Origin of the sequence: Hassallia byssoidea VB512170 (assembly GCF_000817785.2) — a bacterium.
Taxonomy (GTDB): Bacteria; Cyanobacteriota; Cyanobacteriia; order Cyanobacteriales; family Nostocaceae; genus Hassallia; species Hassallia carrinoi.
The window spans coordinates 1-21,937 of record NZ_JTCM02000109.1 but is presented as its reverse complement, the minus strand read 5'-3'; the positions used below and the strand labels follow the sequence as shown (position 1 = coordinate 21,937).

The window sequence follows — 21,937 nt, the reverse complement described above, 5'->3', positions numbered from 1 at the left end:
TAGACAAATGGGGACAGGCTTCATCAAAAATAGTCGTGGGTAATTGCGGATCTACAAAACAAGCCTGTCCCCATTTGTCGTGGGTTTTTGCAAGGGTTGAAAGCGCACAAGTAGAGGAAAACTGGGACGAGGACAATGAGTTTCAACAACCATCCCGGCTAGGGGTGGGTTGAAAGCTTTTTAACTGATGATGAGTGCTTGAGTTTTCTCGGGTTTCAACAACCATCCCGGCTAGGGGTGGGTTGAAAGATTCAACTATAGAGCGTCTTTCTACGATTCAACAGTTTCAACAACCATCCCGGCTAGGGGTGGGTTGAAAGTATTCATGTCCGATGTCTTGATTTGGGATTGGAAAGTTTCAACAACCATCCCGGCTAGGGGTGGGTTGAAAGACGGAAACTTTCAATTATGACGGAAAAACTGGATATTGTTTCAACAACCATCCCGGCTAGGGGTGGGTTGAAAGCAGCGACCCGATGTCTTTTACCGCACCTCTGCCAACGTTTCAACAACCATCCCGGCTAGGGGTGGGTTGAAAGTATTATTTTAGTTTTCATCATTACAATTTTGTGAAGAGGGTTGAAAGGCGCACTTCGTTCGGGATTTATCCTGAATATTTGCAGTTATATTAGAGTTTGGTGAAGGTTAAGCTTGAACCAGCCCCATAAAAAAGTCGGCGACATTAATTTGTTAACGACTATCACAGCAAGTTCGACGACATTAATCTCTTAACGACGACATTTAATTAGTTATTCGACAACATTAATCGGGATGACTGGATTCGAACCAGCGGCCCCTTCGTCCCGAACGAAGTGCGCTACCAAGCTGCGCTACATCCCGCCAGAAAAATGGCATATCATACACAGCATAACATGAACCCCGATGAATTACAAACTATATAAGGACAAGGGGACGACTTGGGGGAGCAGGGGTTTCACAAAAACTAGACAAAAATGGACAGGCTTGTTTTAAAGATCCTCAACACCCAACGAGTCACTCAGATGTTCGCGCTTCGCGTCTCCGAAGGAGAAGCCTGTCCATTTTTGTCCGGGTTCAGTCCAAGGGCAACCGTTTGGGTAGTACATTGTCATATTTTTATCCGTGAGTCTGGCGTATGATTTTATCTTGTAGTTACATCGCTCTCACCACAAGAGAAAAAGCGTTATCGTACTCCTGGCTTTTTTTTGTCAAGCTAGCATTTGAGAAAAATTTGAAATTTTTATACTTGTGCGTGCGAAATGAGCAAATTCAAAAGTAATATTAAGTATGTATTTACACCAAACATGAAATACTAAAACGCAACTAAGCGCTTGACAAATTATGAACACTACTTCTGTTGTGCTTAAAGAAGGTTCAAAGGGTGCAGAAGTCACCAAGCTGCAAGAAGGTTTGAAAAAACTCAATTTTTATTCAGGTATTGTTGACGGTGTTTTTGGAGCCAAAACTAAGGAAGCTGTCATAAAATTTCAATCAGCACAACAACTAGTTGCCGACGGCATTGTGGGCGAGAAAACTTGGTCTAAATTAAACGCAGCACTGCAAGAAGGCAATCCACGCTTTGATTTTCAGGTAATTAACGTACAAGAATTTATCTCTTCTAACCGGATTAGAGTTTCTACTCCTTCATCAGTGGCTGTACAACTTTTTAGCAACTCCGAAGAAGAAGAAGGAAGAAAGTCTGAGGACATTTCAGTTGCGTATCCTACAAGAGAAACTGCTGTAATTGTGCATACCATAGTAGGTTTGGCTGATGATTCAGTGGCTGGAATACGAAATCGTATCGAATTGAGACGCAACCAAAATAAATGGGAAATTGTTTGGGTAGGTGAGCAATACAAGTGTCAACCAAATCGAGGACATCAAGACTGGTCTGGCAGTGTTTGCTCGTAATTGGGTTTTTAATCTTCGTCAAATCTAATTTAATTGCTACTTCAGCCACCGCAATCAATACTGTTTATGGAGTAGCACTTTATTCCATGACAAGATGCGTGCAATTTTCCCGCTTTTGTTGCAGCGCTTCTGGGATTGGGGGATTTATGCGATCGCGTTGCGGTGGACTGAATAATAAAGTATTCAATCCACCATTGTTTCGCTCTCGTTACTAATGAGAGCCGACGCAGTTAAACCTTGATTCGTCGTCGGAGTCAGCTTTACTCCTCATCAATTTTTTCGATATCATCAGGTGTACCAGTGGCAGAAATTTTTGATGCGCCAGATTTACCTGCACCCGAGTTGCCGCCAGAAGCGCCAGCACCGCCTGAGTGTTTAGAATCCGTGTTGCCTTGTTCTGACTGAAGCTGTTCAAGGCGGTTTTTTTCTTGAGCTTTATCTTTTTGGTCAGCCATATCTTATTTACATTTTTCGCGACTTGGACGTGGATACAACCAAAACATAACTTTATACGCGGGACTCACATACAAGCGATCGCCCACCTAACTTGTCCGTAGCTGCCTTGCGATTTTCTGAATGCTCAAAGACGTTTTTTAGGAAATGGGCTGTTATGGTTGGCGGTGCTATTTTTGTGCAATCGCGCGTGCTTGCTGCTTACAAACGTGCGCTTGAGCGTGGAGGCAAATACGACTTCGCCAACAGTATTTAAACATTCAACTGTACCTGTGTTACACCAACGCGCATATCGTGCTGGCGCGAAATCCAAGATTGCCGAATTTTGTTGCGGAATAAACGTGCAACTTGAAACATTAATGGACGTATAAATGCATACTTTCGTAGTATTTCAGCTTGGGTAGCTTCTTCAGCTTGAAGTTGCTGTGCGCGGATAATTTCTGGTTCGCGTTCAGCTTGAATGCGTGCTAGTGCTTCGTCAATTGCTGCATTTGGGGCAACTGAGCGCAAAATTGGTACAAGATGATTTGCCGCGATAATTACGTCGCGCAGTGCCACATTAATTCCTTGTGCGCGAATAGGTGACATTGGGTGAGCTGCATCTCCCAAAAGTATTAACCCTGGTGCATACCACTTTTGACAACGACCGACTACAACCGATAGCTTAATCGGTCGAGTGATGGTATCTGCACTTTTTAGAAAATGCTCTGCCATCCAAGATGGAGCGATCGACGCAAAAACGGATGCCCATTGTGCGGGTTTGCGTTCAATTTCCTCGTTTGTAAATAATATCCATGAAAGATGGAGTTTACCTTCTTCTGCTCCGTGAAAAACGCCAAAGCTTTTGTCTCCATTGGAGATTGCATAAAATACATTTTCTGACTCAAATTGGGGACTGCTTGCAAGTTTGAACCAAAGAATATTTATGTCATTCGGTTCTCGGTCAAGATGTAAACCCGCACTTCTACGTATAATCGAATTGCGACCGTCTGCCCCAACTACAACTGATGCCTTAATTTCTCGTCCATCGCCCAGTTTTACACCCACAATGCGATTATCAATCCACAGTAAATCTTTGACGGAAACTCCCCGTATAAACTCGAATTTTGCGTAAGTTTGAGATTCTGCAATAAGCGCTTCAAGTAAAGGTGGCTGGGAAACTAGCGTACAAGGATATGTATTAGTTTCCATTGGTTCTTCAACCCGGAAAAGAGATTTTTTACCAAGAATTACTTCCCAAGCGTCGAACCTCAGATGTGGAACTTGCTCTAATATTGCTGATAAACCCATTTGAGCAAGAGCGTCTAACCCACTAGGCATCAAACCTTCACCGCGAAAGACTCGATGGAAATCTGCTGCTGCTTCAACTAATGTTACTGTAATACCGCGTTTTACTAGAAGTAAGGCTAGTGTAGTGCCAGTTGGACCTGCCCCTACAATTACAACTTGTGCCATTAACACCCTCCTAAAGTATGGGTAGCTGTCTGGTGTATCAATCATGTTCAGGTCGTTATTTTGGGTCATGGGTGTGGTAGTGCGATCGCGCTTTGGGTCGTTCGCGTAGCCAAAAGAAATCGATAACTATAACTGGGGTTAGATGTTGACAGACAACACTGAAGGATATACTAAAATCGCCTAGCAAATCAGCGATCGCACGTAAAGCTGCAAGTATTACTTATAAACAATTCATCAAGCAGCTTTCTAATTAGTTATTTGTTCGGAAAAAAACTTAAAATTATTCTACTATACGCAGTCTCGTTTGCTCATGGCTACCAGGTTTACTGCCTCTTTATCGGTTGAAATCGCTGTTCCAGAGCAGCCCATCCCCATTCAACACTATTTGCGTCAACCACAACGCCTGGTTAATGCTTTAGTTGACCCCACTCGCATTCAGCAACTTTCTGAAGAAGTATTTCGCTTAAAAATGCGACCGCTGACTTTTATGACACTCAGTATTCAACCAACTGTAGACATGAGAGTTTGGGCAGAATCAAATGGAACTATTTGTTTGCGATCGGTAGGTTGTGAAATTCTGGGTGTTGAATATATTAACCAACGTTTTGCTCTAAATTTAAAAGGGTATTTGTCTCCCCACGAGCGATCGTCTGACACTCTCTTAAAAGGAAAAGCCGATTTAGAGGTGCAGGTTGATTTACCACCGCCATTTTCCTTTATGCCGACATCGATTTTAGAAGCAACCGGCAATGGTTTACTAAAAAGTGTTTTGATGACAGTTAAGCAAAGATTGTTACATCAATTATTGGCGGATTATCGTCGTTGGGTGATATCGCAAACTAAGGAAATAGAACTTGGTGATAACAGTACTAAATTACCTATACTTGGTACTGAGTAATTTTTAGACTTTGGCAGAGTAATTGTTGAACGCCAGATGCCTCAAGTCGGGAAACCCGCCCACGGCACTGGCTCCTGTTAAGCGTCAACGCTCCAACCAACAATTAACTCTTTACTCAAAGCTGAATTTGGCAAGGACGAAATGAGCGACGATGCAGCGGGGAAGCACCGTAGTGTTGCAGCGCGGTTAGATGTCGCTGGCTGCCATAACCCTTATTCCGTTCTAGGTCGTACATAGGGTATTTTGATGCCAGACGCATCAGCAAATCGTCACGCCACACTTTCGCAACAATACTAGCAGAGGCAATGGTAAGCGATCGCTCGTCACCTTTGACTATTGTTTGTTGCGGCACTAATAAGTCTTTCACCAACTGATTGCCATCAATTAAGCAAAGTGCAGGCTGTACCTTCAACTTCAGCACGGAACGCTTCATCGCTAAAAGTGTTGCCTGCAAAATGTTTATAGAGTCAATTTCGGCTATTGTTGCAAAACCGATTTTCCAGTCAATCGCCAATGCACAAATTTGCTGCGCTAACTGAATTCTTCGAGAACTAGACAGCTTTTTACTATCTTTAATTTTAGCCGCCATCAGAACGGGCATTGCGCTTTCTGGTAGGATAACTGCTGCCGCAACTACAGGACCAAATAGCGCACCCCGTCCCACTTCATCTACACCTGCAATCAACCCTTGTTCAATATCTGAATAGCCAGACAATTCCAGCCAAATCGATTCTTCTAGAGATGTTGGCAATCCTAGAGAAGCGACAGCTTGCTTTTTCTGTACCATTACAAAACTTAACTTTTAGGCATCCAGATCCATAGAACCCCGACGGCGACGACGACGTTTGTCAACAGGGGGGCTGTTAACTTCAGTTTCATCCACAATCGCGGCAAAACCTGATGGCTCAGTTACATTCTCAGTAAATAATTCCAGTTGTGGTTCTGGTTGTGGTTCTGGTTGTGGTTCTACTTTTGGCTCAACCTTCTTAATTGGAGTTACTCCAAGATTTACTCTTTCCGGAATACTTACTCTTTCAGGAGCAGTTGATTCGTCCATACTTGCTCTTTCCGGAGTGCTTACTTCTGAGGTAAATTCAGGCGGTGTAGTTGGAGTTTGTCCTGGTGGAGTGACGTTAATAATCACAGACTTGGGATTTTTGACTTCTCGATTCAAGCGCACCAAAGGAGAAATTCCCATCAAAGCGAAAACATCCTGTTCCTGTGGTGTCATTTCTACAGAAACAATTTCCGGTGGTTCTACCACTGGTTTGACTGGTTCTGCCTTAGTAATTTTTATCCGCTCAGTTCTATCAGTCCAAGGAGCTTTGCTAATGCTGGGCAAGGATATTTCTGGGGTTCCTGGTGGTTCCGGTTCGGCATCAATTTCTAAATCTGGGTCGTTGACAAAAGACAGCGGATTGGCAATAACCCGTGGCTCTTCTTTGCCGTTGCCTCCATTTATACTAATTCGACGACGCCTGCGAACACCACCACCACGCTTGTTATCTCCTATCTCTTGATAGCTGGGATGATTTAGATTCATCGGATTGAATTCCGAGTCAGCATCTAATCCTTCATTAAATCCCTCGTAGCTTTCCCGTCGTTCTGTTATGCTGGTTGCTGGTAAGCGCGGTTCTCTATGCGGCATAGATACAAAACGCTCTGGTAATTCTGCTGGTGTTGGCAATCTGTTTTCAGTTTCTCCCGGCAGATGTACTATATGCCCTAAACCGCCACAGGTAGGACAAGTTTGACCAAACAATTCGTAGATGTTTTGCCCTTGACGTTTGCGGGTAAGTTCTACTAAGCCTAGTTCGGTTAGTTGAGCAATTTGAGGACGAGCTTTGTCTGCTTTGAGAGCTTTGTTAAAATGTTCTAAGACTTGCAATTGATCGCGGCGCGATTCCATATCGATAAAATCGACGACTATTACCCCAGCAACATTTCGCAGACGTAGCTGGCGGGCAATTTCGGTTGCGGCTTCGCAGTTCGTCCACAAAACGGTTTCTCTAGCTGTTGCCGATCGCGTAAATGAACCTGAGTTGACATCTATCACCGTTAATGCTTCTGTTGGCTCGATGATGATGTAACCTCCAGAAGGCAAATCTACTCTTGGTTTGAGTGCTTCGCGAATCGCGGCATTAATCCGGAAGTATTCTAATATTCCAGAGCGATCGCGATGATGGTCAATTAACAATCCTTGTGGTGTCTGCCCACCACTCCAGTTTTGCAAATACTGCTTTACTCGCTTCAAACCAGTACTCGAATCTACCACAATCCGATTTACATCCGCGCCATACATATCTCGCAATACGCGCTGAATAAAATCATCGTCTCGATTCAGCAGTGCTGGTGCGCGGGTAGATTGAGCTTCTTGTTGAATTGCTTCCCACTGCTTTTGCAGCACTTCTAAATCTTCGATAATCGCTTCTTCTGGTTTGCCTTCGGCTTCGGTGCGAACTAACAAACCCATTCCGGCAGGTTTAATCAAAATCGCCAGTGCCCGCAAGCGGTTGCGCTCGCTTTCACTTTTAATCCGACGGGATAAATTTACGCCTCGTCCATAAGGCATCAGCACTACATACCGTCCGGGCATGGTGATATTACCTGTCAGCCTCGGTCCTTTAGTACCTGTTGGCTCTTTCATTACTTGCACTAACACTTTTTGCTGCGGTGTCAGTAGTTCTGTAATTGCCGCTGCGGTACGCTTCAGCTTTAATGGTCCTAAATCTGTTACATGAATAAAGCCGTTACGCTCTGGATCTCCTATATTTACAAAAGCCGCATCTATCCCAGGTAATACATTTTCTACGACCCCTAAATAAATATCACCTATTTGGTGATGACCGGTGGCTACTACGAGTTCTTGTATTTGATCTTCGGAAAATACCGCAGCAATCTGATGCTGTTCCGCGATTATAATTTGTTTTGGCATTCAATTTCCTCGAAAATTGGCAGCACAAATAGTTCTGGAGTCGGGTTATACCTCTCGCCTCTGCCAGCCCAAAAATGCGCTGCTGATAATAAATATTGCGAATTTCGGCTCAAAGTTAAAGAGCGATTGACTAGGGAGTTGCGTTTACACGCCTGATTATTCCAGAACGAATGCATATTGTTGTAAGCAATTAAATCAACCGTCCGTAGTTGATTTTGGATGCATCGCCATTACCACCTGGGGATTAGGCATTCAGCAATTGTTTGAAAAAGCATAGAGTCATTGCTGACAAAGGCTGTTATTGATTGCTGATTCGACCGCGAATAGCTATAAAAGAGTGTGTTCTTTAATCTGCCTCAGCAAGTCTGGGATAAAATCCTAGAAGTTGCACTTCTTTTATCTTTGCTTTCGCCCCCGGATTATCAGGGTAGTGAACCAGATCGCTCAATGCAGCGCCAGAAATTCTCTTCATCTAATTCTAACGCAACCTTGCTAAAAATCAATTCCCACGATCTACTGTCTGAGGACAACTACTAGCAAGTTGCCCTCATAGGGATTATACTCCCAGAATTAGTTGATTTCGGTGGATGTGCAGCAATTGAAATTCTACACTTGCCACTTGTTCTAGCATAAACAGGATTTGTTCGGGGCGCAACAGCGTACCATCATTTCGACAGCTACCCACATAACGCAGGATACCTGTAGATTCTGCGAGTTGCGTTTTAGTTTCTAATAATTCTATATCGAATAGGCGATCGCGCAGATTTATCACATGAGTCTTGCCTGACTTAGTTTTTTGCTCGTACCAAATCTCATCTGTTGTTTTGATTGTATCAATTGATTCTTGCCATTTTGCCGATGGCATCTCTTCCAATGCAGCCACGGTAATCAAATACTCCGCAGCCTCCAAAAGTTGGGTAGCAGCACTTGCTTTTAAATCTAGTTCTTCCACATTATATATTGGTATGTCTGTGGGCAAAGCATCAGCTAACTGTTGGCGGAAAGCTTCGGCTTCAACTACTTGATTTAACTCAAAATCGACAATTTCACCACTACTGCTAGCTCCCAATGCCAAGGCATTTGCTAAAGAAATGCGCGGCATCGGATGAAAACCACCAGTAAAAGAAATCGGCAATCCCGCACGTCGCAAGGCTCTATCAAACAAACGGAGTAAATCCAAGTGACTTACTAAAGCCATATCACCCTGCTTGCCAAACCGAACCCGCAGCCGTTGTGCTTTAGTGGTGTTGGGTACAAACTCCCCAGCAAATTCCGGGATTTGCGGTGGAGCTATTACAATATTATGTCCGAAATCGGTGCCGCAAACACCACAATGAGAACAACCATCAAAAGAACAGTCAGGGACAATTGCTGCTGACAAAGCGCGTTGCAAATCTTCCTTCAGCCACTTTTTGTCAATTCCTGTGTCGATGTGGTCCCAAGGCAGGGGGATGTCGAGGGAGGGGGAGAGGGGGGGAGGGGGGGAGGGGGGGATGGGGAGATGGAAAGACAAACTCCCCCTGCTCCCTGCCCCCTGCTCCCTGCCCCCTGCCTCCTTGTCCTCCTTGGAGTCCCCAAACAAATTCCATTCGCCGTTTTCGATTTGGCGGTATTTCCACATCTTACCAGCTTCGGCGATCGCAACTCCCCAAGCTTGATAAGCTTGCTCTACATTGTCATACCAGGAATCCATTCCTGCACCCAATTCCCAAGCACGACGCACTACTTTAGATAAAGTGCGATCGCCTCGTCCAATAAAGTCCTCCATTGCCGAAATTCGCACATCGGTGAAGTTCACCTTTACTGCTTTCATTCGGCGAAATTCTTGCCGTAATAAATTTTGCTTGCGTTTAAATTCAGCGGTAGAAACTGAATGCCATTGAAACGGGGTATGCGGCTTGGGAGTAAAGTTAGAAATTGTCAAGTTAAAATTTAAAGCTTTTCTTCCTTTTGCCCAACATTCTCGCTTTAGCCAGCTTACTGTTTCCGCTATGCCTAAAACATCGGCATCGGTTTCACCCGGTAAGCCAATCATAAAGTATAACTTGATTTTATCCCAACCTTGCTCGCTCGCTGTTTTTACACCGCGCAACAGTTCTTCATTAGTCAAACCTTTATTTACAATATCCCGCATTCGCTGCGTTCCCGCTTCTGGGGCAAAGGTTAGACCACCTTGCCGGGTACCACCTAAGATATTGGCGATATTTTCATCAAATCTGTCTACCCGTTGACTTGGTAGAGTCAAAGAAATATTCTCATTTTTTAAACGATTTTTTATTTCCATCCCTACTGCTGGCAGGGACAAATAATCGGAACAACTCAAGGATAAAAGAGAAAACTCATTATAACCAGTTTCCCGCATTCCCTTGGTTATTGCTTCTACCACTTTTTCTGGTTCTACATCCCGCGCCGGTCGGGTAAGCATTCCTGGTTGACAAAAGCGACAACCGCGAGTACAACCGCGCCTAATTTCAATTGTTAGGCGATCGTGTACCGTTTCCATATAAGGAACCAGCCCGGTAGAATATGCGGGTATGGGAGTTGCCACCCGTCGCAAAATTCGTTTTGGCACATCTGGGCGCGAAGGATGAACTGAGCCATCCTCTGCCATGTTGTAAAATTGGGGTACATATACGCCCGGTATCTGCGCTAAGTCAAGCAATAATTCTTCTCGACTCAAACCAGATGCTTTACCTTCTGCCAATACCAAGTTAATTTCTGGTAGTAGTTCTTCGCCATCGCCCAAGGCAATAAAATCGAAGAAGTCGGCGTAAGGTTCCGGATTCGATGTTGCCGTTTGTCCCCCAGCGAAAATTAAAGGATAATTTCCCTCTAACCTTTCAAGCCATGTGAGGGGAATGCCAGCCAAATCCAACATTTCTAGGATATTGGTTGCACCCAGTTCATAACTGAGGCTAAAACCGAGAATATCGAATTGAGTTAGCGATCGCTTTGACTCTACTGCAAACAGCGGTGTATGCCTTGCCCGTAGTTTTCCTGCCAGGTCTGGTGCTGGTAGGTAAGCGCGATCGCACAACGAGCGCGGCTGGGCATTCAAAATGTTATAGAGGATGATATGCCCTAAGTTAGATGCGCCGACTTCATATACTTCTGGATAAGTTAATACCCAACGTGTTGTCGCCGTATCCCAAGGCTTATGAACTGCACCCAGTTCGTTACCGAGATAACGAGCTGGCTTTAAAATATCCGATGTTATTAACTTTTCAACTGGAACAGCCACTGTGCTATCTTCTAGCTACTTAAATTCTTATGCTGCTGCTCTAATAAACTTACTCAAACTTAGACAAAGCTAACGAATGATGTTATCTTCCCGCTTCAACCAAGGTAGTCGGCTACTTCTTGTCCACAGGCGTAAATTCAGGTCAAGCCAACCTTACTGAGCCAATATGAAACCTGATTACTAATATGCTGCGGATCTCCCCTGCGCCGTATTTTTGCTTTTAATGGGTAGCAGACATATTAGTAATCAAAGTTAAAACATATCATATCACTATTTTTGACTTAGATAGAATCCCCATAACAGATAACAATCGATAATTTTAGTTAAGTATTTGGTGATTTAGTCTAACTCTCACCTCCTACCTTAGCATTGATTAGGTTTGTCAACATCGCTTGAAAGAAATTAAAACTGTTTTACGTCAATGGGTAGATGTGGAGTGGGATTTTTTTTGCGACACAGATATAGCAGTCCTAAATCCTTAAAATTTAGAAACCCGGTAACTCCTGCGAAACCGGGTTTCTAAGGCGTCGTGAATTTTCACGCTCGGATATACGATTGATATATGTTGTCAGACTGCTGGCAACTGTGCCGTACCTTCAATTATTTCAAAAATTTCATCAAGTTGCGTTAATTCAAATATAATTTTTATTGCCGGTGATACAGCGCAAAGGCTAAAACGCCGTCCTAAACTTTGAGCTAGCTTCAGCCCCGAAACTAAAGCCATCAAACCGGCGCTGTCTAAAGATTCTACTGCTGCCAAATCTACAACCAAGATAGAAATATCATTTTGCGTCAAGGCTGCTGTCAAGTCTCGCTCAAATTCTAAGGCGTTTGCGGCATTTAAACAGCTTTGGGGACGAATAACAGCAATTTTCGGAGATTCTAGTACGGCTTGCATTTTAGATCCTATTAAAATTATTCAACTGTAAAGATAGATGTATTTGACCATAATCTCTTTTCTCTTACATCGACCATTCGTATTACGTCTCTTTGCTGAATCTTTATTACCAGAGCCTATTTGTTTAAAGATTGTCATAACTGTCTAAAAAACAGTATTTAAATATACAAATTTTTTACTCTACTTAAAAAACAATCAATATATACAACCCTAGGGTAGATGACTCCAGAAGTCGTTATGTCTATATACCTTTGTCAACCAATGAGTCAAGCTGATTGAAGCAAGATTCAATTATCTCTGTGTGTCTCTCTTCCCATTGGCAGATGCCTGATTAATGGCAAATTATCTACCCGATAATATTGTGATTTAGATCACAGGTATATACAGATCTGGATCACTCTTTATACCAGACAATACCTTGGATAATTGGTAACAATTGTAATTGCTTTATTGTATATGAGAACTCAGTACGCTATTCGTCAATTAGTAGAAAGAGCGCTTTTTATTAAAAAATTAACTCCAGAAATTGAAAACGAAATCAATTCAGAATTGACTCAAATGGGTTACATTTCTGATGTTGATTATGAAGCTTTAGAACTATTAATGGCAGAGATGGATGCAGGTAGAATTAAGTTGGTTCCTAGCCTTTAATCGTAATTTTGATTGAGAAGTTTAAATAATTGTTGAATACATTAAGTTAATTTGCATTTTGTAACTAAATTACCAAATTTCTAGATACTTTTGTAGTAGAGGCAGTGCAGGAATAGTGGCAATACCACTACTGGGATTTTTCTACTAAGTACACCTTTGGTTTTTTGGCGTAACTTAAACTGTGAAAACACTGCTTCGATATTTTCATGATTTCAGTAGTTAATTGCCATGCATAATATGGAGGAGCTTCTAGGCGCACGCCCAAAGCAGAGAATTATGCAACGCGAGAAAAAATTCCTTTAATCTTTATTTTCTGGTTTTTCTTTGTGCGCTTGCCAAAAAAAGTGCAAAAATTGATTGAGTTGCTGTTTAGCATCACAATCAAGCTCGTGTTTTGGTTCTTTGGCGAAAACTTGACTTAACAACGTAATAACTTCTGTGTCTAAGGCAGGTTGAAATAAATTTATCGACCAAAGCAGGTCAGAAGCATCTCGCAGGTCAGTTATTAGCGGCGGTTCTTCAATGAAAGCAACTAACAGCAAAGGACGCACCCAGCACAACTGACGGGAAACGACAACTTGAATCACTTCTGCATACAGGCGTTTTGCGTCATGCTCTAAAGACACAATTTGTCCTGGCTGAAATAGGTTAATGTCCATAATTAGGTGAGAAGGGTTGCGGCAACGATTGTATTGCTGCTTTCTTCATTTTAAGAGCATAGAAAGTGTGGTATCCTGGGAAGATGCTGCGAACCGTGTGAATTATCAGGGTTGACGAAAAGTAGATGCAATTATCAAACCTAAGCAGCAAAAGTTTTTCATGAGCATTTATTTGCGTTTGTATAAGATAGAATAGGTAAATAACTGTTAAGCGATCGCGCTTACAGACAATCTGTAGTAGATAAACCAGAAAAGAGCAAATAGCCGTGTCAGTCGAAACCATTGAGAAGCGTTCAACAACCCGTAAGCTTGCGCCTCGGTATCGCGTTTTGCTCCATAACGATGACTTCAACCCGATGGAGCATGTGGTGCAGGTGCTAATAACCACAGTGCCGAACCTTAGCCAGCCCCAGGCTGTTAGTATCATGATGGAAGCTCATACGAATGGGCTAGCTTTAGTTATTACTTGTGCTCAGGAACACGCTGAGTTCTATTGTGAAACCTTGAAAAATCACGGTTTGACCAGCACAATAGAACCTGACGAATAACAATCAACAGGCAAAAGGTTTTTGAAAGTTAATTATCTTCGAGTGTCTCAATACCCTGCCCCTGTTCGGCTGGGTATATTTATTTTGGGATTGTTGTTACTGTGGTTGCCAGTAGCAGCACCAATTCGCTTATTAGTGCGCGATGACAACTTAGTAACTATTTTGACAATGCCATTGCTGTACGTAGAATTTATCTTGCTACTGCGGTTTTGGGGTAAAAAAGTTTACAATCAACCCCATATACTGAGACATTATGGTTTAGAAAGAACACCGCAAAATGCGATCGATTTGCTGCGTGGCTTGGCAATTGGACTAATTAATATTTTGATTTTATTTGGGGTAGAAGGATTGCTGGGTTGGCTAGTGTGGCAAAAACCCAGTATTTTTTTACTGAAAGTTATTTTAGAGGGGTTGATTGTTGCTTTAATTTATGGATTTGCCGAGGAATTATTATTTCGGGGATGGCTGTTTGATGAGTTGCAGCGCGATTACAATCTGCGTGTGGTAGTTTGGGCAACTGCGATTATTTTTGCTGTCAGCCACTTTATTAAACCACTGCCAGAAATTATTCAGACATCGCCGCAATTTTTCGGCTTATTGCTGCTGGCGTTATTTTTGGTGTGGGCGAAACGCTGGCGCAGAGGGCGTTTGGGCTTATCGATAGGACTTCACGCTGGTTTACTTTGGGGTTATTACATTATCAATGTTGGGCAATTAACCAAATATTCTGGTGCAGTTCCGGATTGGGTTACTGGTGTGAATCAAAATCCCTTAGCTGGGTTGATGGGGTTGGTGTTGTTGAGTGTGCTGGCTTTGTGGATGGGGAGGAAATCGAGAGCGATCGCTCTTACGAGATAATAAACACAGCTACAAATTTACATGTTCTTCTCTACCCAAAGACAGATTCTGATTTATATTAAATCTTATGTGTAGCAGAAAGCTCTGACTAAACAGCCAGGAGACCTATCACAAAAGCTTTTTACGAGTTTGAATCTGGTTTGATTGCCCAAGCAACTTGCATAGCAATTTACTCCCTTTAGCATAGCTCAAACAAGGATATTAGATATAATTGAAGCTTTTAATTCCTCCGATCGCATGAGGCGTTGAATTCGGGAATGGGCAAGAATGGCATTGTAGAAGTTAAGTAAGCGGTTGCAAATCAAAGTATGTGTTTAGGATTTGTGCCAAATACTTATTAAATAGCTTCTAAAAATTTGGGAGGGAATTAACTATGAGAATTCAATCTTTAGCTGCGGTAGCTTTATTAAGCGCAATATCTCTGGGTGCTTCCGTTCCCGCAAAAGCAGCAAACCCCGCTCATGTTCAGCGTTTGCTCAAAACTGGAGAATGTCTTAAGTGTGATTTAAGCGGTGCAAACCTTAAAGGTGCTCATTTAATTGGTGCAGATTTGCGGAATGCGAATTTGAAGGGTGCTAACTTACAAAATGCAAATTTAGAGGGTGCTGATTTAACTGGCGCGAATTTACAGTCTGCTAATTTAAAACAAGCATTTGTAAATAGTACGACCTTAAATAATGCCAATCTCAGCAATGCTAACTTAAGCAATGCTACCTTATATAGTGCCGAGTTAGAAGGCGCTACTTTAATCGGCGCTAATTTGAATGGTACTGATGTATTTAATACCAATATCGGCGTAGGTGGTGGCGAGTAATGCTAATTTGGGTGATTAGCGACAACCATCCCGTAGAGACGTTCCGATGGAACGTCTCTAGCTACTAATTCTTACTCGCCGGTAATCGATAATTCATCAACCCAAATTCTTGGACAAACACCTCCGGGTGTCAATTCTGGTTCTTTCTCAACATAAATAATTGACTTGAGAACTTCCAGAAAATCGCCTGCAACTGTTGCAGACTCGATACTGGTTTTCACGCCCTTATTGACTAACCAACCATCAAACGGTAGTGAAAAAGAGCCTTGTAAGGATTTTACTCCCGCATGTAAAGCTTGCAAATCATCGATGAGAATGACATTTTCCGCAGTTTCTAAACTGTATTCTTGTTCAGAATTTGCGGCTGCAAATACGTGGTAAAAGTTAGGACTGACGCTAACTTTTGCACCGATGCTTGCATTACCTGTAAGATTGGCGTTCATTCTTTTCGCAGTACCAGCACTGTGGAGAAAGCCTGTTAAAACACCGTTTTCAATTAGCGAAATTCGACGTGTAGGAGTTCCTTCACCATCAAAAGCTTCCGCACCAATGTTAGCTGGATGCAGCGCATCATCGCATACAGAAAGCAGCGGGGAAGCGATTTGATTTCCGAGAGAATCAGGGGTAGATAGACTTTGCTTGTCAAGGATACTTTGAGCGTTGAACAAGTTAGAAAAAGCACCTAGCAAACTCAAGAAAGCTTCTGCTGAGAAAACTACTCGATATTTACCAGTTGTTACTTTTTCATAGTTCAAATGGCTAATTGTTTTATCTGCTGTTTCTTTGATGCAACCATTGATATCTAGGTTATCTAAACTATGGTTGATTCTAAAAGCACCAGCACTACGCGGTTTTTTACCTTCTTCCTCAGTTTTGCTGTAAAGATATATCGATGCTAAGGAGTGAGATTCGGTTCTAATTGCACCATTGCTGTTGAGATAGAACCTGTCAATATCTCTTTGCGCTAAACCGTTATAAGGTACTCCTTTAATAGCAGGATGAACTGCTAAGAGTTCTTTTTCGGCGACAATCAGGCTTTCTATTAGTTGCGAAACTGGTGCTTGATTCGCTTTCTCGCTCTTATTATTCTCGATGTTGACAGTCGCTTCTGGACTAAAATCGGGGACGTTTTCCTTTACACCGAAGAAACTAGCTTCGTAAGCGGTTTTTAAAGCTAATTCCAGTCCTTTTGGATCTACATCTGTGGTGCTGGTGACACCCATTGTGTTGTCTTCGTTCCAAACTCGAACGGTGACACCTGAGCGATTTGAAGCTTTGACTTGTTTTGGCTCACCTTGATCTACTTGGACGCTGGTTTCATCTACGGTTGAGCCGTAAATGTCAAATTTCTTAATGCCAAGTTTATTAGCAGTGTCCTTGGCTGAAGTTGCAATTTCGTTGATATTCGGCATAGTCGATTTTGGATTTTGGATTTTGGTAGTGAGCGCTTTAGCGCTTAATAAAGCACTAAAGTGCTTACTACGAGTTAGAGAGGTTAACGTCCGCCTACGGTGATAGAATCTACTTTGATGTGGGGTTGTCCGACTGTGGTGTAAATGCTGCCACTGACGGAGCCACAAAAACCTGCGGCTAATGATAAATCTTGGGAACACATGGAAATTTTATTCATAATTTCCTTTGCTTCACCGATGAGGATGGCTCCTTTTAATGGCTTGGTGATTTTGCCATTTTCTATTAGATAAGCTTCGTCTACACCAAAGTTAAATTGTCCTGTGGCACCGACGCTACCACCACCCATTTTTTTACAGTAAATGCCTTTGTCAATTGAGGCAAATAAATCTTCTGTGCTGTATTCACCAGTGGCGATATAAGTATTTCGCATCCGGCTAGCAGCAGCATAGGTGTAATTTTGACGGCGCCCGCTGCCGGTTCTGGGGTGTCCGGTGCGCGATGAACCTGTTCTATCTGCTAAGAAGTTCTTTAAAACGCCTTTTTCAATTAATAGCGTTCTTTGAGCGGGCATTCCTTCGTCGTCCATGTCAATTGTGCCGAAGGCGTTTTCTGAACGTCCTTCATCCCATGCTGTAAGGCTTTCATGGGCGATTTTTTCGCCTTTTTTGTCAGCAAAGGGTGTAGTGTTGCGTTCAATTTGCGTGGTTTCTAAAAGGTGTCCGCAAGCTTCGTGGAAAATTACCCCGCCAAAGTGATTCGCCATGATGATGGGGTATGTGCCGGATTCTACGTAATCGGCGTAAAGCATTTTACCGGCTGATTCGGCTATCTGCTCGGCGGATTGTTGATAATCCCAGGTTCTCAAGAAGTTGGCATCGCTAGTATTACCAGCACGTTCGGCGATGGAGGTACGATTTGCACCATCAGCACACAGCAGGTTAAAGCCGACAGATTGAGTCAAACGAATGTCACGGGCAAATGTGCCATCACTAGCGGCAATTAAGACTTCTTGCCAATCGCGGAAGTAGGTAGCGCGACGAGATTGGATGTGGTTGGCTTTTCGTTGCAAGTAGGCGGTACCATCAAGGAGGACTTCTCCCATTTCGCGGATGGAACTACATAAAGGTAGCCATTTGTCTTTGCCTCTTTTGGTTGCGTAGTCTCTGAGTAGTTCGAGGTTGATTTCGGGAATGAAAGCGTTAGCTGCTGGTAGTTGCAATCCTAAGATGGAAAGTCCTTTTTCTAATGCGGCTTTCAAACCGGTAAATGATAGGTTGTTGGTGCTTACGTAGCAGTCGGCTTTGCCACGAAATACTCTGACTCCCGCACCGGTAGCAAGGTTGGGTGAAATGCTGGTGATAGAATCGTCTTCTGCAAGGCAACTAATATAGTTGCGACGTTCTAAGAAGAATTCGATGAAGTCCGCGCCGGCTGCGCGTCCTAGTCCTAGGAGGATTGCCAGGGGTGCTTCCCAGGTTTCATCAAATCGCTCTGGGGTGGAGGTGTATTGCAGGGTGGGGAGTTGATTGGAGAGAAGTAGGGTATTTGTTAGCATGGGTTGCCTTAAAATGCTGGCATTATCAGAGGTTTAACTGAAATATCCTGGTGTGTGTACTCTAGCAAATTTAAGAAAATGTCTGTGTGAGGTAAGTAGGTAGGTGTAGGTAGGGATGGTACTACCAAGACACGGATGGTCGGATTCGGTGACTTCGCAGAAGTTGTCGAGAATCTTGCTGTTCACTGTTTACGTAGGGTGTGTTAACGAAGTAACGCACCCGAATTTAGTATTTAAGTTGGTGCGTTAGGACGATAGTCCTAACGCACCCTACATTTATCTTGGAGAATAGCTAATTTTTTAACGAACCGCAGAGGCGCAGAGAACACAGAGGAAGAGAAAACAGAGGTAATCTTGCACCGGGAACAAAGTAATTAGGCATGTTTATTAGTCAAGATCCGCACTCGCCTCCTAAAAATGACTACGATCAAAAATAGTGTTTATTTAAAATTTAAAATATAACCGAAATTAATATGAATTCGACGTTACCTTTGCCCGATCCTCATGAAAGTGATTCTTCTAGTTGGGAGGAAGAACTTGATAAGGCTATTTTCAGTTTTGAGGATATTCAGGCGGAACTTAATTATAAGCAGGCACAAACGGCATTAAGAAGTTTGGTAACTAAACTTGATTTGACTCCCCAAGAAAAACGCGGACTGGAAGCGGAAATTGGCGATTTAGAAGTGATGTTGGGGAAGTTAGACCGCATGGTGGTGCAAATTGCGGCTTTTGGGATGGTGGGACGCGGGAAGTCTTCGTTACTGAATGCTTTGGTTGGACAATCGGTGTTTGAAACGGGTCCTTTGCATGGTGTGACTCGTGCTGCACAGCGAGTTAATTGGAGTATTAGTGAGGAAGCAGTTGGAGAGAAGGAACGCACTCTACGTGTGACTTTACCTGGAATCGGTCAATCTCAGGTGGAATTGATTGATACTCCGGGTTTAGATGAAGTAGATGGGGAAACTCGCACTGCTTTAGCTGAACAAGTCGCAAAACAAGCGGATTTAATTCTGTTTGTCATTTCTGGTGATATGACGAAATTAGAACATGAGGCTCTTTCTCAGTTGCGGGAAGCTGGTAAACCGATAATTTTGGTGTTTAACAAGGTTGACCAGTATCCAGAAGCCGATCGCATGGCAGTTTACCACAAAGTCCGCGATGAAAGGGTGCGGGAATTACTTTCACCCCTAGAAATTGTTATGGCAGCAGCATCACCTTTAGTTAAAACAGCAATTCGACGCGCTGATGGTACTAGGGGGATACAATTGCGTGCGGGTAATGCCCAAGTTGAAGAATTAAAGCTGAAAATATTAGAGATTTTACACCGCGAGGGTAAAGCTTTGGTTGCTCTCAACACGATGATTTACGCGGATAATGTGAATGAACAGTTGGTGCAGCGAAAATTGATGATTCGCGATCGCGCTGCAAATCAGTTGATTTGGAAAGCGGTGATGACTAAAGCTTTAGCGATCGCTCTCAATCCCGTCACTGTGGTGGATATACTTACCGGTGTAGTGATTGATATTGCTTTAATTCTCGGTTTATCCAAACTCTACGGCATCCCCATGACGGAAACTGGAGCCGTACAATTATTACAAAAAATCGCTTTGAGTATGGGCGGTATCGGTGCGAGCGAACTGTTAGCAACTCTCGGTTTGAGCGGGTTAAAAACGTTACTTGGTATCTCTGCACCCGTTACAGGTGGCGCTTCTTTCGCTCCTTACGTAACAGTTGCGATAACTCAAGCTGGTGTAACAGGTGTTGCTTCTTACGGAATCGGACAAGTCACCAAAGCTTATTTGGCAAATGGGGCAACTTGGGGACCTGATGGACCCAAAGCAGTAATTGGCAAGATTTTGGCAAGTCTTGATGAGACTTCGATTCTCAACCGCATCAAGGATGAGTTGCAACAGAAGATGAAACGAAGAAGTTAAAAAATCTTGCTACTCTATAAGCTCGCCAAGGTTAAAATCTATTCTTACCCAACCTTTGAGTCTTCGGAGATTGTCGAGAACGAGTAAGGGAATTTGCCAGTGATGTACCATCAAAAAAGGTAGGGGGTCACTCACCGAAAAAATTGCATCTTTCCCCCGCAAGATGTTTCTTGTCCAGGTTTGTAATTGCTTTAACGATCTAATCCCAGTCAGCCTCCAGACTTCGTGGTACAGCCAATAGGTCGGCTTACTATCAGCCATTGGTTGCAAAGGTTCAGCCAAAGGCTGTTTACCAAGGTATGCATCCGCTACCCCTGGATGGTTGTAAAACATAGTAATCGCGGAGTGAGTGCGGGGGTTGCATTCGATCGCATAAACAGTTCCGTCAACAGCCTGAATGATGTCAAAGGAAGCCTCTCCGGTAAGTCCCAGTTCTTTGATGAAATGACTTACCCATTGCATAATTTCCGGTTTATCAACATTTTCGTAGTTGACTTGAAAGGCTGATGACTCACAGCAGCAGTGCAGTCTTAACTTTCCATCTCGCACGGTACTGTGAGTGCAGTATTCTTGTCCGGTGATGAATTCCTGCATAATCCAGGGCTTCTCCTCGCTGATAGGCAGACTTTTGACAAATGCTGCTGTCTCTTCAGTCGTGTCGCAAGGTAGAAGAGTCATGTTCAACCTACGCAAACTGTCGTAGGGAATGCTTTTGAGAATGTACTTATTCTTCTCGTGGGAAAAGTCGAAGTTTAGAACTTGTTGCGGATCGGTTATTTTGAAGGATTTGGGAACTGATAAACCGAACGATCGCGCTTTTTCTGCAAAGGCAAACTTGTCATCCAGCATCTTGGTTATATCACCATCGAAGTGAAAAATCTCACAATAGCCTGATAATACTGGCTTGCCGTTGGTGTCAAAGTAGCTGACGGCGAAAATGGCTACCGGGATAAAAAAGTCTATGTTTTCTTTTTTGGCGATCGCCCGTAAAGCTTGAGTGTAGCCTTCTAAGTCTTTCTGCGGGTCAGGGACGGTGTAATAGCCTGCGACTGCATTGGAAAATCGATGACCGCTTAACCAGTATTTGTGGATGTCAACTAAGATGACTCGATGCCCAGCTGCGTGAAACGATCGCGCTAGCTGAAGGGTTTTGGTCATCCTACCGCCACCAATCAAGATATTCTTGGGATTCTCGCTTAAAACTACTTGCTTGTGAACCGGTCGGCTGAAAAAATTCCCTAACAACGATACTAAAACCACGGTGCAGTTTATCGGGAATGCGATCAAAAGTAATGCAAGGGTGCCCAAGTTTCGGAACACTGCAAAAATACGCGCTTTTATCGGTTGCAATTGGACCATTAGCTCTAAAAAGTTTCTATCAAAGCTGCAAACATCAAAGTTTTACGTCTGCTGATTTTATTTATAGTAGCGTCCCCTGTCTCATACGGTATGTAAACTTTGTTTGTTCAAAAGTAGTTAACAAAAAATTTTCTTTAAATAAATTATTTTAATATATATATCACAAAAGGCTGATGTTTATTTAATTAACTATCCTAAGTATTAATTATGGATTTTTATATTCTTTTTTCAAGCAAACGGAATTGTTTTAGCGGTAGAAGAAAAGCGATCGTCAAAATACGGAACTTCGTGTTCTGAACTCGGAACTTCGTGTTCTGAACTCGGAACTTCGTGTTCTGAACTCGGAACTTCGTGTTCCGAACTCGGAACTTCGTGT

At 43.0% G+C, this 21,937-nt stretch carries 19 protein-coding genes, 1 tRNA gene and 1 CRISPR repeat array; of the genes, 7 read left to right on the top strand and 13 right to left on the bottom strand.

What is annotated here, in order from left to right; all coding sequences use genetic code 11:
- Nucleotides 1–139: 139 nt before the first annotated feature.
- Nucleotides 140–539: a CRISPR direct-repeat array (repeat unit 37 nt; unit sequence GTTTCAACAACCATCCCGGCTAGGGGTGGGTTGAAAG).
- Between the two features lie 227 nt (nt 540–766).
- Together PI95_RS28935 and PI95_RS37010 are read right to left on the bottom strand one after the other, a co-directional pair.
- A tRNA-Pro gene (locus tag PI95_RS28935) sits at nt 767–840 on the bottom strand.
- 128 nt (nt 841–968) lie between these two features.
- Nucleotides 969–1,091, bottom strand: a complete 123-nt coding sequence (locus PI95_RS37010) for a hypothetical protein (protein WP_268896836.1) — start codon at nt 1,089–1,091, stop codon at nt 969–971.
- A gap of 229 nt (nt 1,092–1,320) precedes the next feature.
- Between PI95_RS37010 and PI95_RS28930 the strand changes: the two genes are divergently transcribed.
- The gene (locus tag PI95_RS28930) at nt 1,321–1,890 is read left to right on the top strand and encodes a peptidoglycan-binding domain-containing protein (RefSeq protein WP_052324866.1); all 570 of its coding nucleotides are present in this window, start codon (nt 1,321–1,323) and stop codon (nt 1,888–1,890) included.
- A 260-nt stretch (nt 1,891–2,150) separates the two neighbouring features.
- Here PI95_RS28930 and PI95_RS28925 read toward each other — a convergent pair whose 3' ends face one another.
- A complete protein-coding gene (locus PI95_RS28925; RefSeq protein ID WP_039742518.1) occupies nt 2,151–2,345 on the bottom strand; it encodes a hypothetical protein in 195 nt (64 codons plus the stop codon).
- A gap of 250 nt (nt 2,346–2,595) precedes the next feature.
- The gene (locus tag PI95_RS28920; RefSeq protein WP_039743959.1) at nt 2,596–3,798 is read right to left on the bottom strand and encodes an FAD-dependent oxidoreductase; all 1,203 of its coding nucleotides are present in this window, start codon (nt 3,796–3,798) and stop codon (nt 2,596–2,598) included.
- A gap of 310 nt (nt 3,799–4,108) precedes the next feature.
- Here PI95_RS28920 and PI95_RS28915 point away from each other — a divergent pair, with 310 nt between their 5' ends.
- Nucleotides 4,109–4,696 (top strand): DUF1997 domain-containing protein, encoded by a 588-nt coding sequence (locus tag PI95_RS28915; protein WP_039742520.1) that lies wholly within the window; start codon nt 4,109–4,111, stop codon nt 4,694–4,696.
- Nucleotides 4,697–4,811: 115 nt separating this feature from the next.
- Here PI95_RS28915 and PI95_RS28910 read toward each other — a convergent pair whose 3' ends face one another.
- The 5 genes from PI95_RS28910 to PI95_RS28895 form a co-directional block, all read right to left on the bottom strand.
- Nucleotides 4,812–5,483: a ribonuclease HII gene (locus PI95_RS28910; protein WP_039742522.1), complete on the bottom strand. Its 672-nt coding sequence runs from the start codon at nt 5,481–5,483 to the stop codon at nt 4,812–4,814.
- A gap of 15 nt (nt 5,484–5,498) precedes the next feature.
- Complete coding sequence (gene rne / locus PI95_RS28905) at nt 5,499–7,631, bottom strand: ribonuclease E (RefSeq protein ID WP_039742524.1); 2,133 nt, start codon at nt 7,629–7,631, stop codon at nt 5,499–5,501.
- Nucleotides 7,632–7,977: 346 nt separating this feature from the next.
- Nucleotides 7,978–8,103, bottom strand: a complete 126-nt coding sequence (locus tag PI95_RS37005) for a hypothetical protein (protein ID WP_268896835.1) — start codon at nt 8,101–8,103, stop codon at nt 7,978–7,980.
- 84 nt (nt 8,104–8,187) lie between these two features.
- Nucleotides 8,188–10,872 (bottom strand): TIGR03960 family B12-binding radical SAM protein, encoded by a 2,685-nt coding sequence (locus tag PI95_RS28900; RefSeq protein WP_163519291.1) that lies wholly within the window; start codon nt 10,870–10,872, stop codon nt 8,188–8,190.
- 568 nt (nt 10,873–11,440) lie between these two features.
- The gene (locus PI95_RS28895; protein WP_039742528.1) at nt 11,441–11,770 is read right to left on the bottom strand and encodes an STAS domain-containing protein; all 330 of its coding nucleotides are present in this window, start codon (nt 11,768–11,770) and stop codon (nt 11,441–11,443) included.
- Between the two features lie 456 nt (nt 11,771–12,226).
- Here PI95_RS28895 and PI95_RS28890 point away from each other — a divergent pair, with 456 nt between their 5' ends.
- Nucleotides 12,227–12,421, top strand: coding sequence for a hypothetical protein (locus PI95_RS28890; protein WP_039742530.1), 195 nt, complete (start codon nt 12,227–12,229; stop codon nt 12,419–12,421).
- 299 nt (nt 12,422–12,720) lie between these two features.
- On the opposite strand, the gene PI95_RS28885 is transcribed toward PI95_RS28890, so the two are convergent.
- Entirely contained in the window at nt 12,721–13,080 is a 360-nt protein-coding gene (locus PI95_RS28885; protein WP_039742533.1) for a hypothetical protein, read from the bottom strand.
- 266 nt (nt 13,081–13,346) lie between these two features.
- On the opposite strand from PI95_RS28885, the gene clpS reads away from it, so the two are divergent.
- The 3 genes from clpS to PI95_RS28870 all read left to right on the top strand — a co-directional run bounded on the left by clpS (nt 13,347) and on the right by PI95_RS28870 (nt 15,300).
- The gene (clpS, locus tag PI95_RS28880) at nt 13,347–13,628 is read left to right on the top strand and encodes an ATP-dependent Clp protease adapter ClpS (protein WP_039742535.1); all 282 of its coding nucleotides are present in this window, start codon (nt 13,347–13,349) and stop codon (nt 13,626–13,628) included.
- 21 nt (nt 13,629–13,649) lie between these two features.
- Nucleotides 13,650–14,486, top strand: a complete 837-nt coding sequence (locus PI95_RS28875) for a CPBP family intramembrane glutamic endopeptidase (protein ID WP_039742537.1) — start codon at nt 13,650–13,652, stop codon at nt 14,484–14,486.
- A gap of 373 nt (nt 14,487–14,859) precedes the next feature.
- Nucleotides 14,860–15,300 carry a pentapeptide repeat-containing protein gene (locus PI95_RS28870; protein ID WP_039742539.1) on the top strand — a complete coding sequence of 147 codons (441 nt, stop codon included), beginning with the start codon at nt 14,860–14,862 and terminating at the stop codon, nt 15,298–15,300.
- 71 nt (nt 15,301–15,371) lie between these two features.
- Here PI95_RS28870 and PI95_RS28865 read toward each other — a convergent pair whose 3' ends face one another.
- Both PI95_RS28865 and PI95_RS28860 read right to left on the bottom strand, forming a co-directional pair.
- A complete protein-coding gene (locus tag PI95_RS28865; RefSeq protein ID WP_039742541.1) occupies nt 15,372–16,712 on the bottom strand; it encodes a TldD/PmbA family protein in 1,341 nt (446 codons plus the stop codon).
- 83 nt (nt 16,713–16,795) lie between these two features.
- Nucleotides 16,796–18,268: a TldD/PmbA family protein gene (locus PI95_RS28860; RefSeq protein ID WP_039742543.1), complete on the bottom strand. Its 1,473-nt coding sequence runs from the start codon at nt 18,266–18,268 to the stop codon at nt 16,796–16,798.
- Nucleotides 18,269–18,741: 473 nt separating this feature from the next.
- Here PI95_RS28860 and PI95_RS28855 point away from each other — a divergent pair, with 473 nt between their 5' ends.
- Nucleotides 18,742–20,202, top strand: coding sequence for a GTP-binding protein (locus tag PI95_RS28855; RefSeq protein ID WP_039742545.1), 1,461 nt, complete (start codon nt 18,742–18,744; stop codon nt 20,200–20,202).
- A gap of 9 nt (nt 20,203–20,211) precedes the next feature.
- Here PI95_RS28855 and PI95_RS28850 read toward each other — a convergent pair whose 3' ends face one another.
- Nucleotides 20,212–21,561, bottom strand: a complete 1,350-nt coding sequence (locus PI95_RS28850) for an ATP-grasp domain-containing protein (RefSeq protein ID WP_039742547.1) — start codon at nt 21,559–21,561, stop codon at nt 20,212–20,214.
- Nucleotides 21,562–21,937: the final 376 nt, after the last annotated feature.

Bases quoted from the DNA above. Each gene is read 5' to 3' on its own strand.
- PI95_RS37010 (WP_268896836.1), bottom strand. From the start codon at position 1,091: ATGACAATGTACTACCCAAACGGTTGCCCTTGGACTGAACCCGGACAA.
- PI95_RS28870 (WP_039742539.1), top strand. From the start codon at position 14,860: ATGAGAATTCAATCTTTAGCTGCGGTAGCTTTATTAAGCGCAATATCT.
- PI95_RS28885 (WP_039742533.1), bottom strand. From the start codon at position 13,080: ATGGACATTAACCTATTTCAGCCAGGACAAATTGTGTCTTTAGAGCAT.
- PI95_RS28895 (WP_039742528.1), bottom strand. From the start codon at position 11,770: ATGCAAGCCGTACTAGAATCTCCGAAAATTGCTGTTATTCGTCCCCAA.
- PI95_RS28860 (WP_039742543.1), bottom strand. From the start codon at position 18,268: ATGCTAACAAATACCCTACTTCTCTCCAATCAACTCCCCACCCTGCAA.
- PI95_RS28890 (WP_039742530.1), top strand. From the start codon at position 12,227: ATGAGAACTCAGTACGCTATTCGTCAATTAGTAGAAAGAGCGCTTTTT.
- PI95_RS28925 (WP_039742518.1), bottom strand. From the start codon at position 2,345: ATGGCTGACCAAAAAGATAAAGCTCAAGAAAAAAACCGCCTTGAACAG.
- PI95_RS28920 (WP_039743959.1), bottom strand. From the start codon at position 3,798: ATGGCACAAGTTGTAATTGTAGGGGCAGGTCCAACTGGCACTACACTA.
- PI95_RS28910 (WP_039742522.1), bottom strand. From the start codon at position 5,483: ATGGTACAGAAAAAGCAAGCTGTCGCTTCTCTAGGATTGCCAACATCT.
- PI95_RS28865 (WP_039742541.1), bottom strand. From the start codon at position 16,712: ATGCCGAATATCAACGAAATTGCAACTTCAGCCAAGGACACTGCTAAT.
- rne (WP_039742524.1), bottom strand. From the start codon at position 7,631: ATGCCAAAACAAATTATAATCGCGGAACAGCATCAGATTGCTGCGGTA.
- PI95_RS28915 (WP_039742520.1), top strand. From the start codon at position 4,109: ATGGCTACCAGGTTTACTGCCTCTTTATCGGTTGAAATCGCTGTTCCA.
- PI95_RS28855 (WP_039742545.1), top strand. From the start codon at position 18,742: ATGAATTCGACGTTACCTTTGCCCGATCCTCATGAAAGTGATTCTTCT.
- PI95_RS28850 (WP_039742547.1), bottom strand. From the start codon at position 21,561: ATGGTCCAATTGCAACCGATAAAAGCGCGTATTTTTGCAGTGTTCCGA.
- PI95_RS28930 (WP_052324866.1), top strand. From the start codon at position 1,321: ATGAACACTACTTCTGTTGTGCTTAAAGAAGGTTCAAAGGGTGCAGAA.
- PI95_RS37005 (WP_268896835.1), bottom strand. From the start codon at position 8,103: ATGAAGAGAATTTCTGGCGCTGCATTGAGCGATCTGGTTCACTACCCT.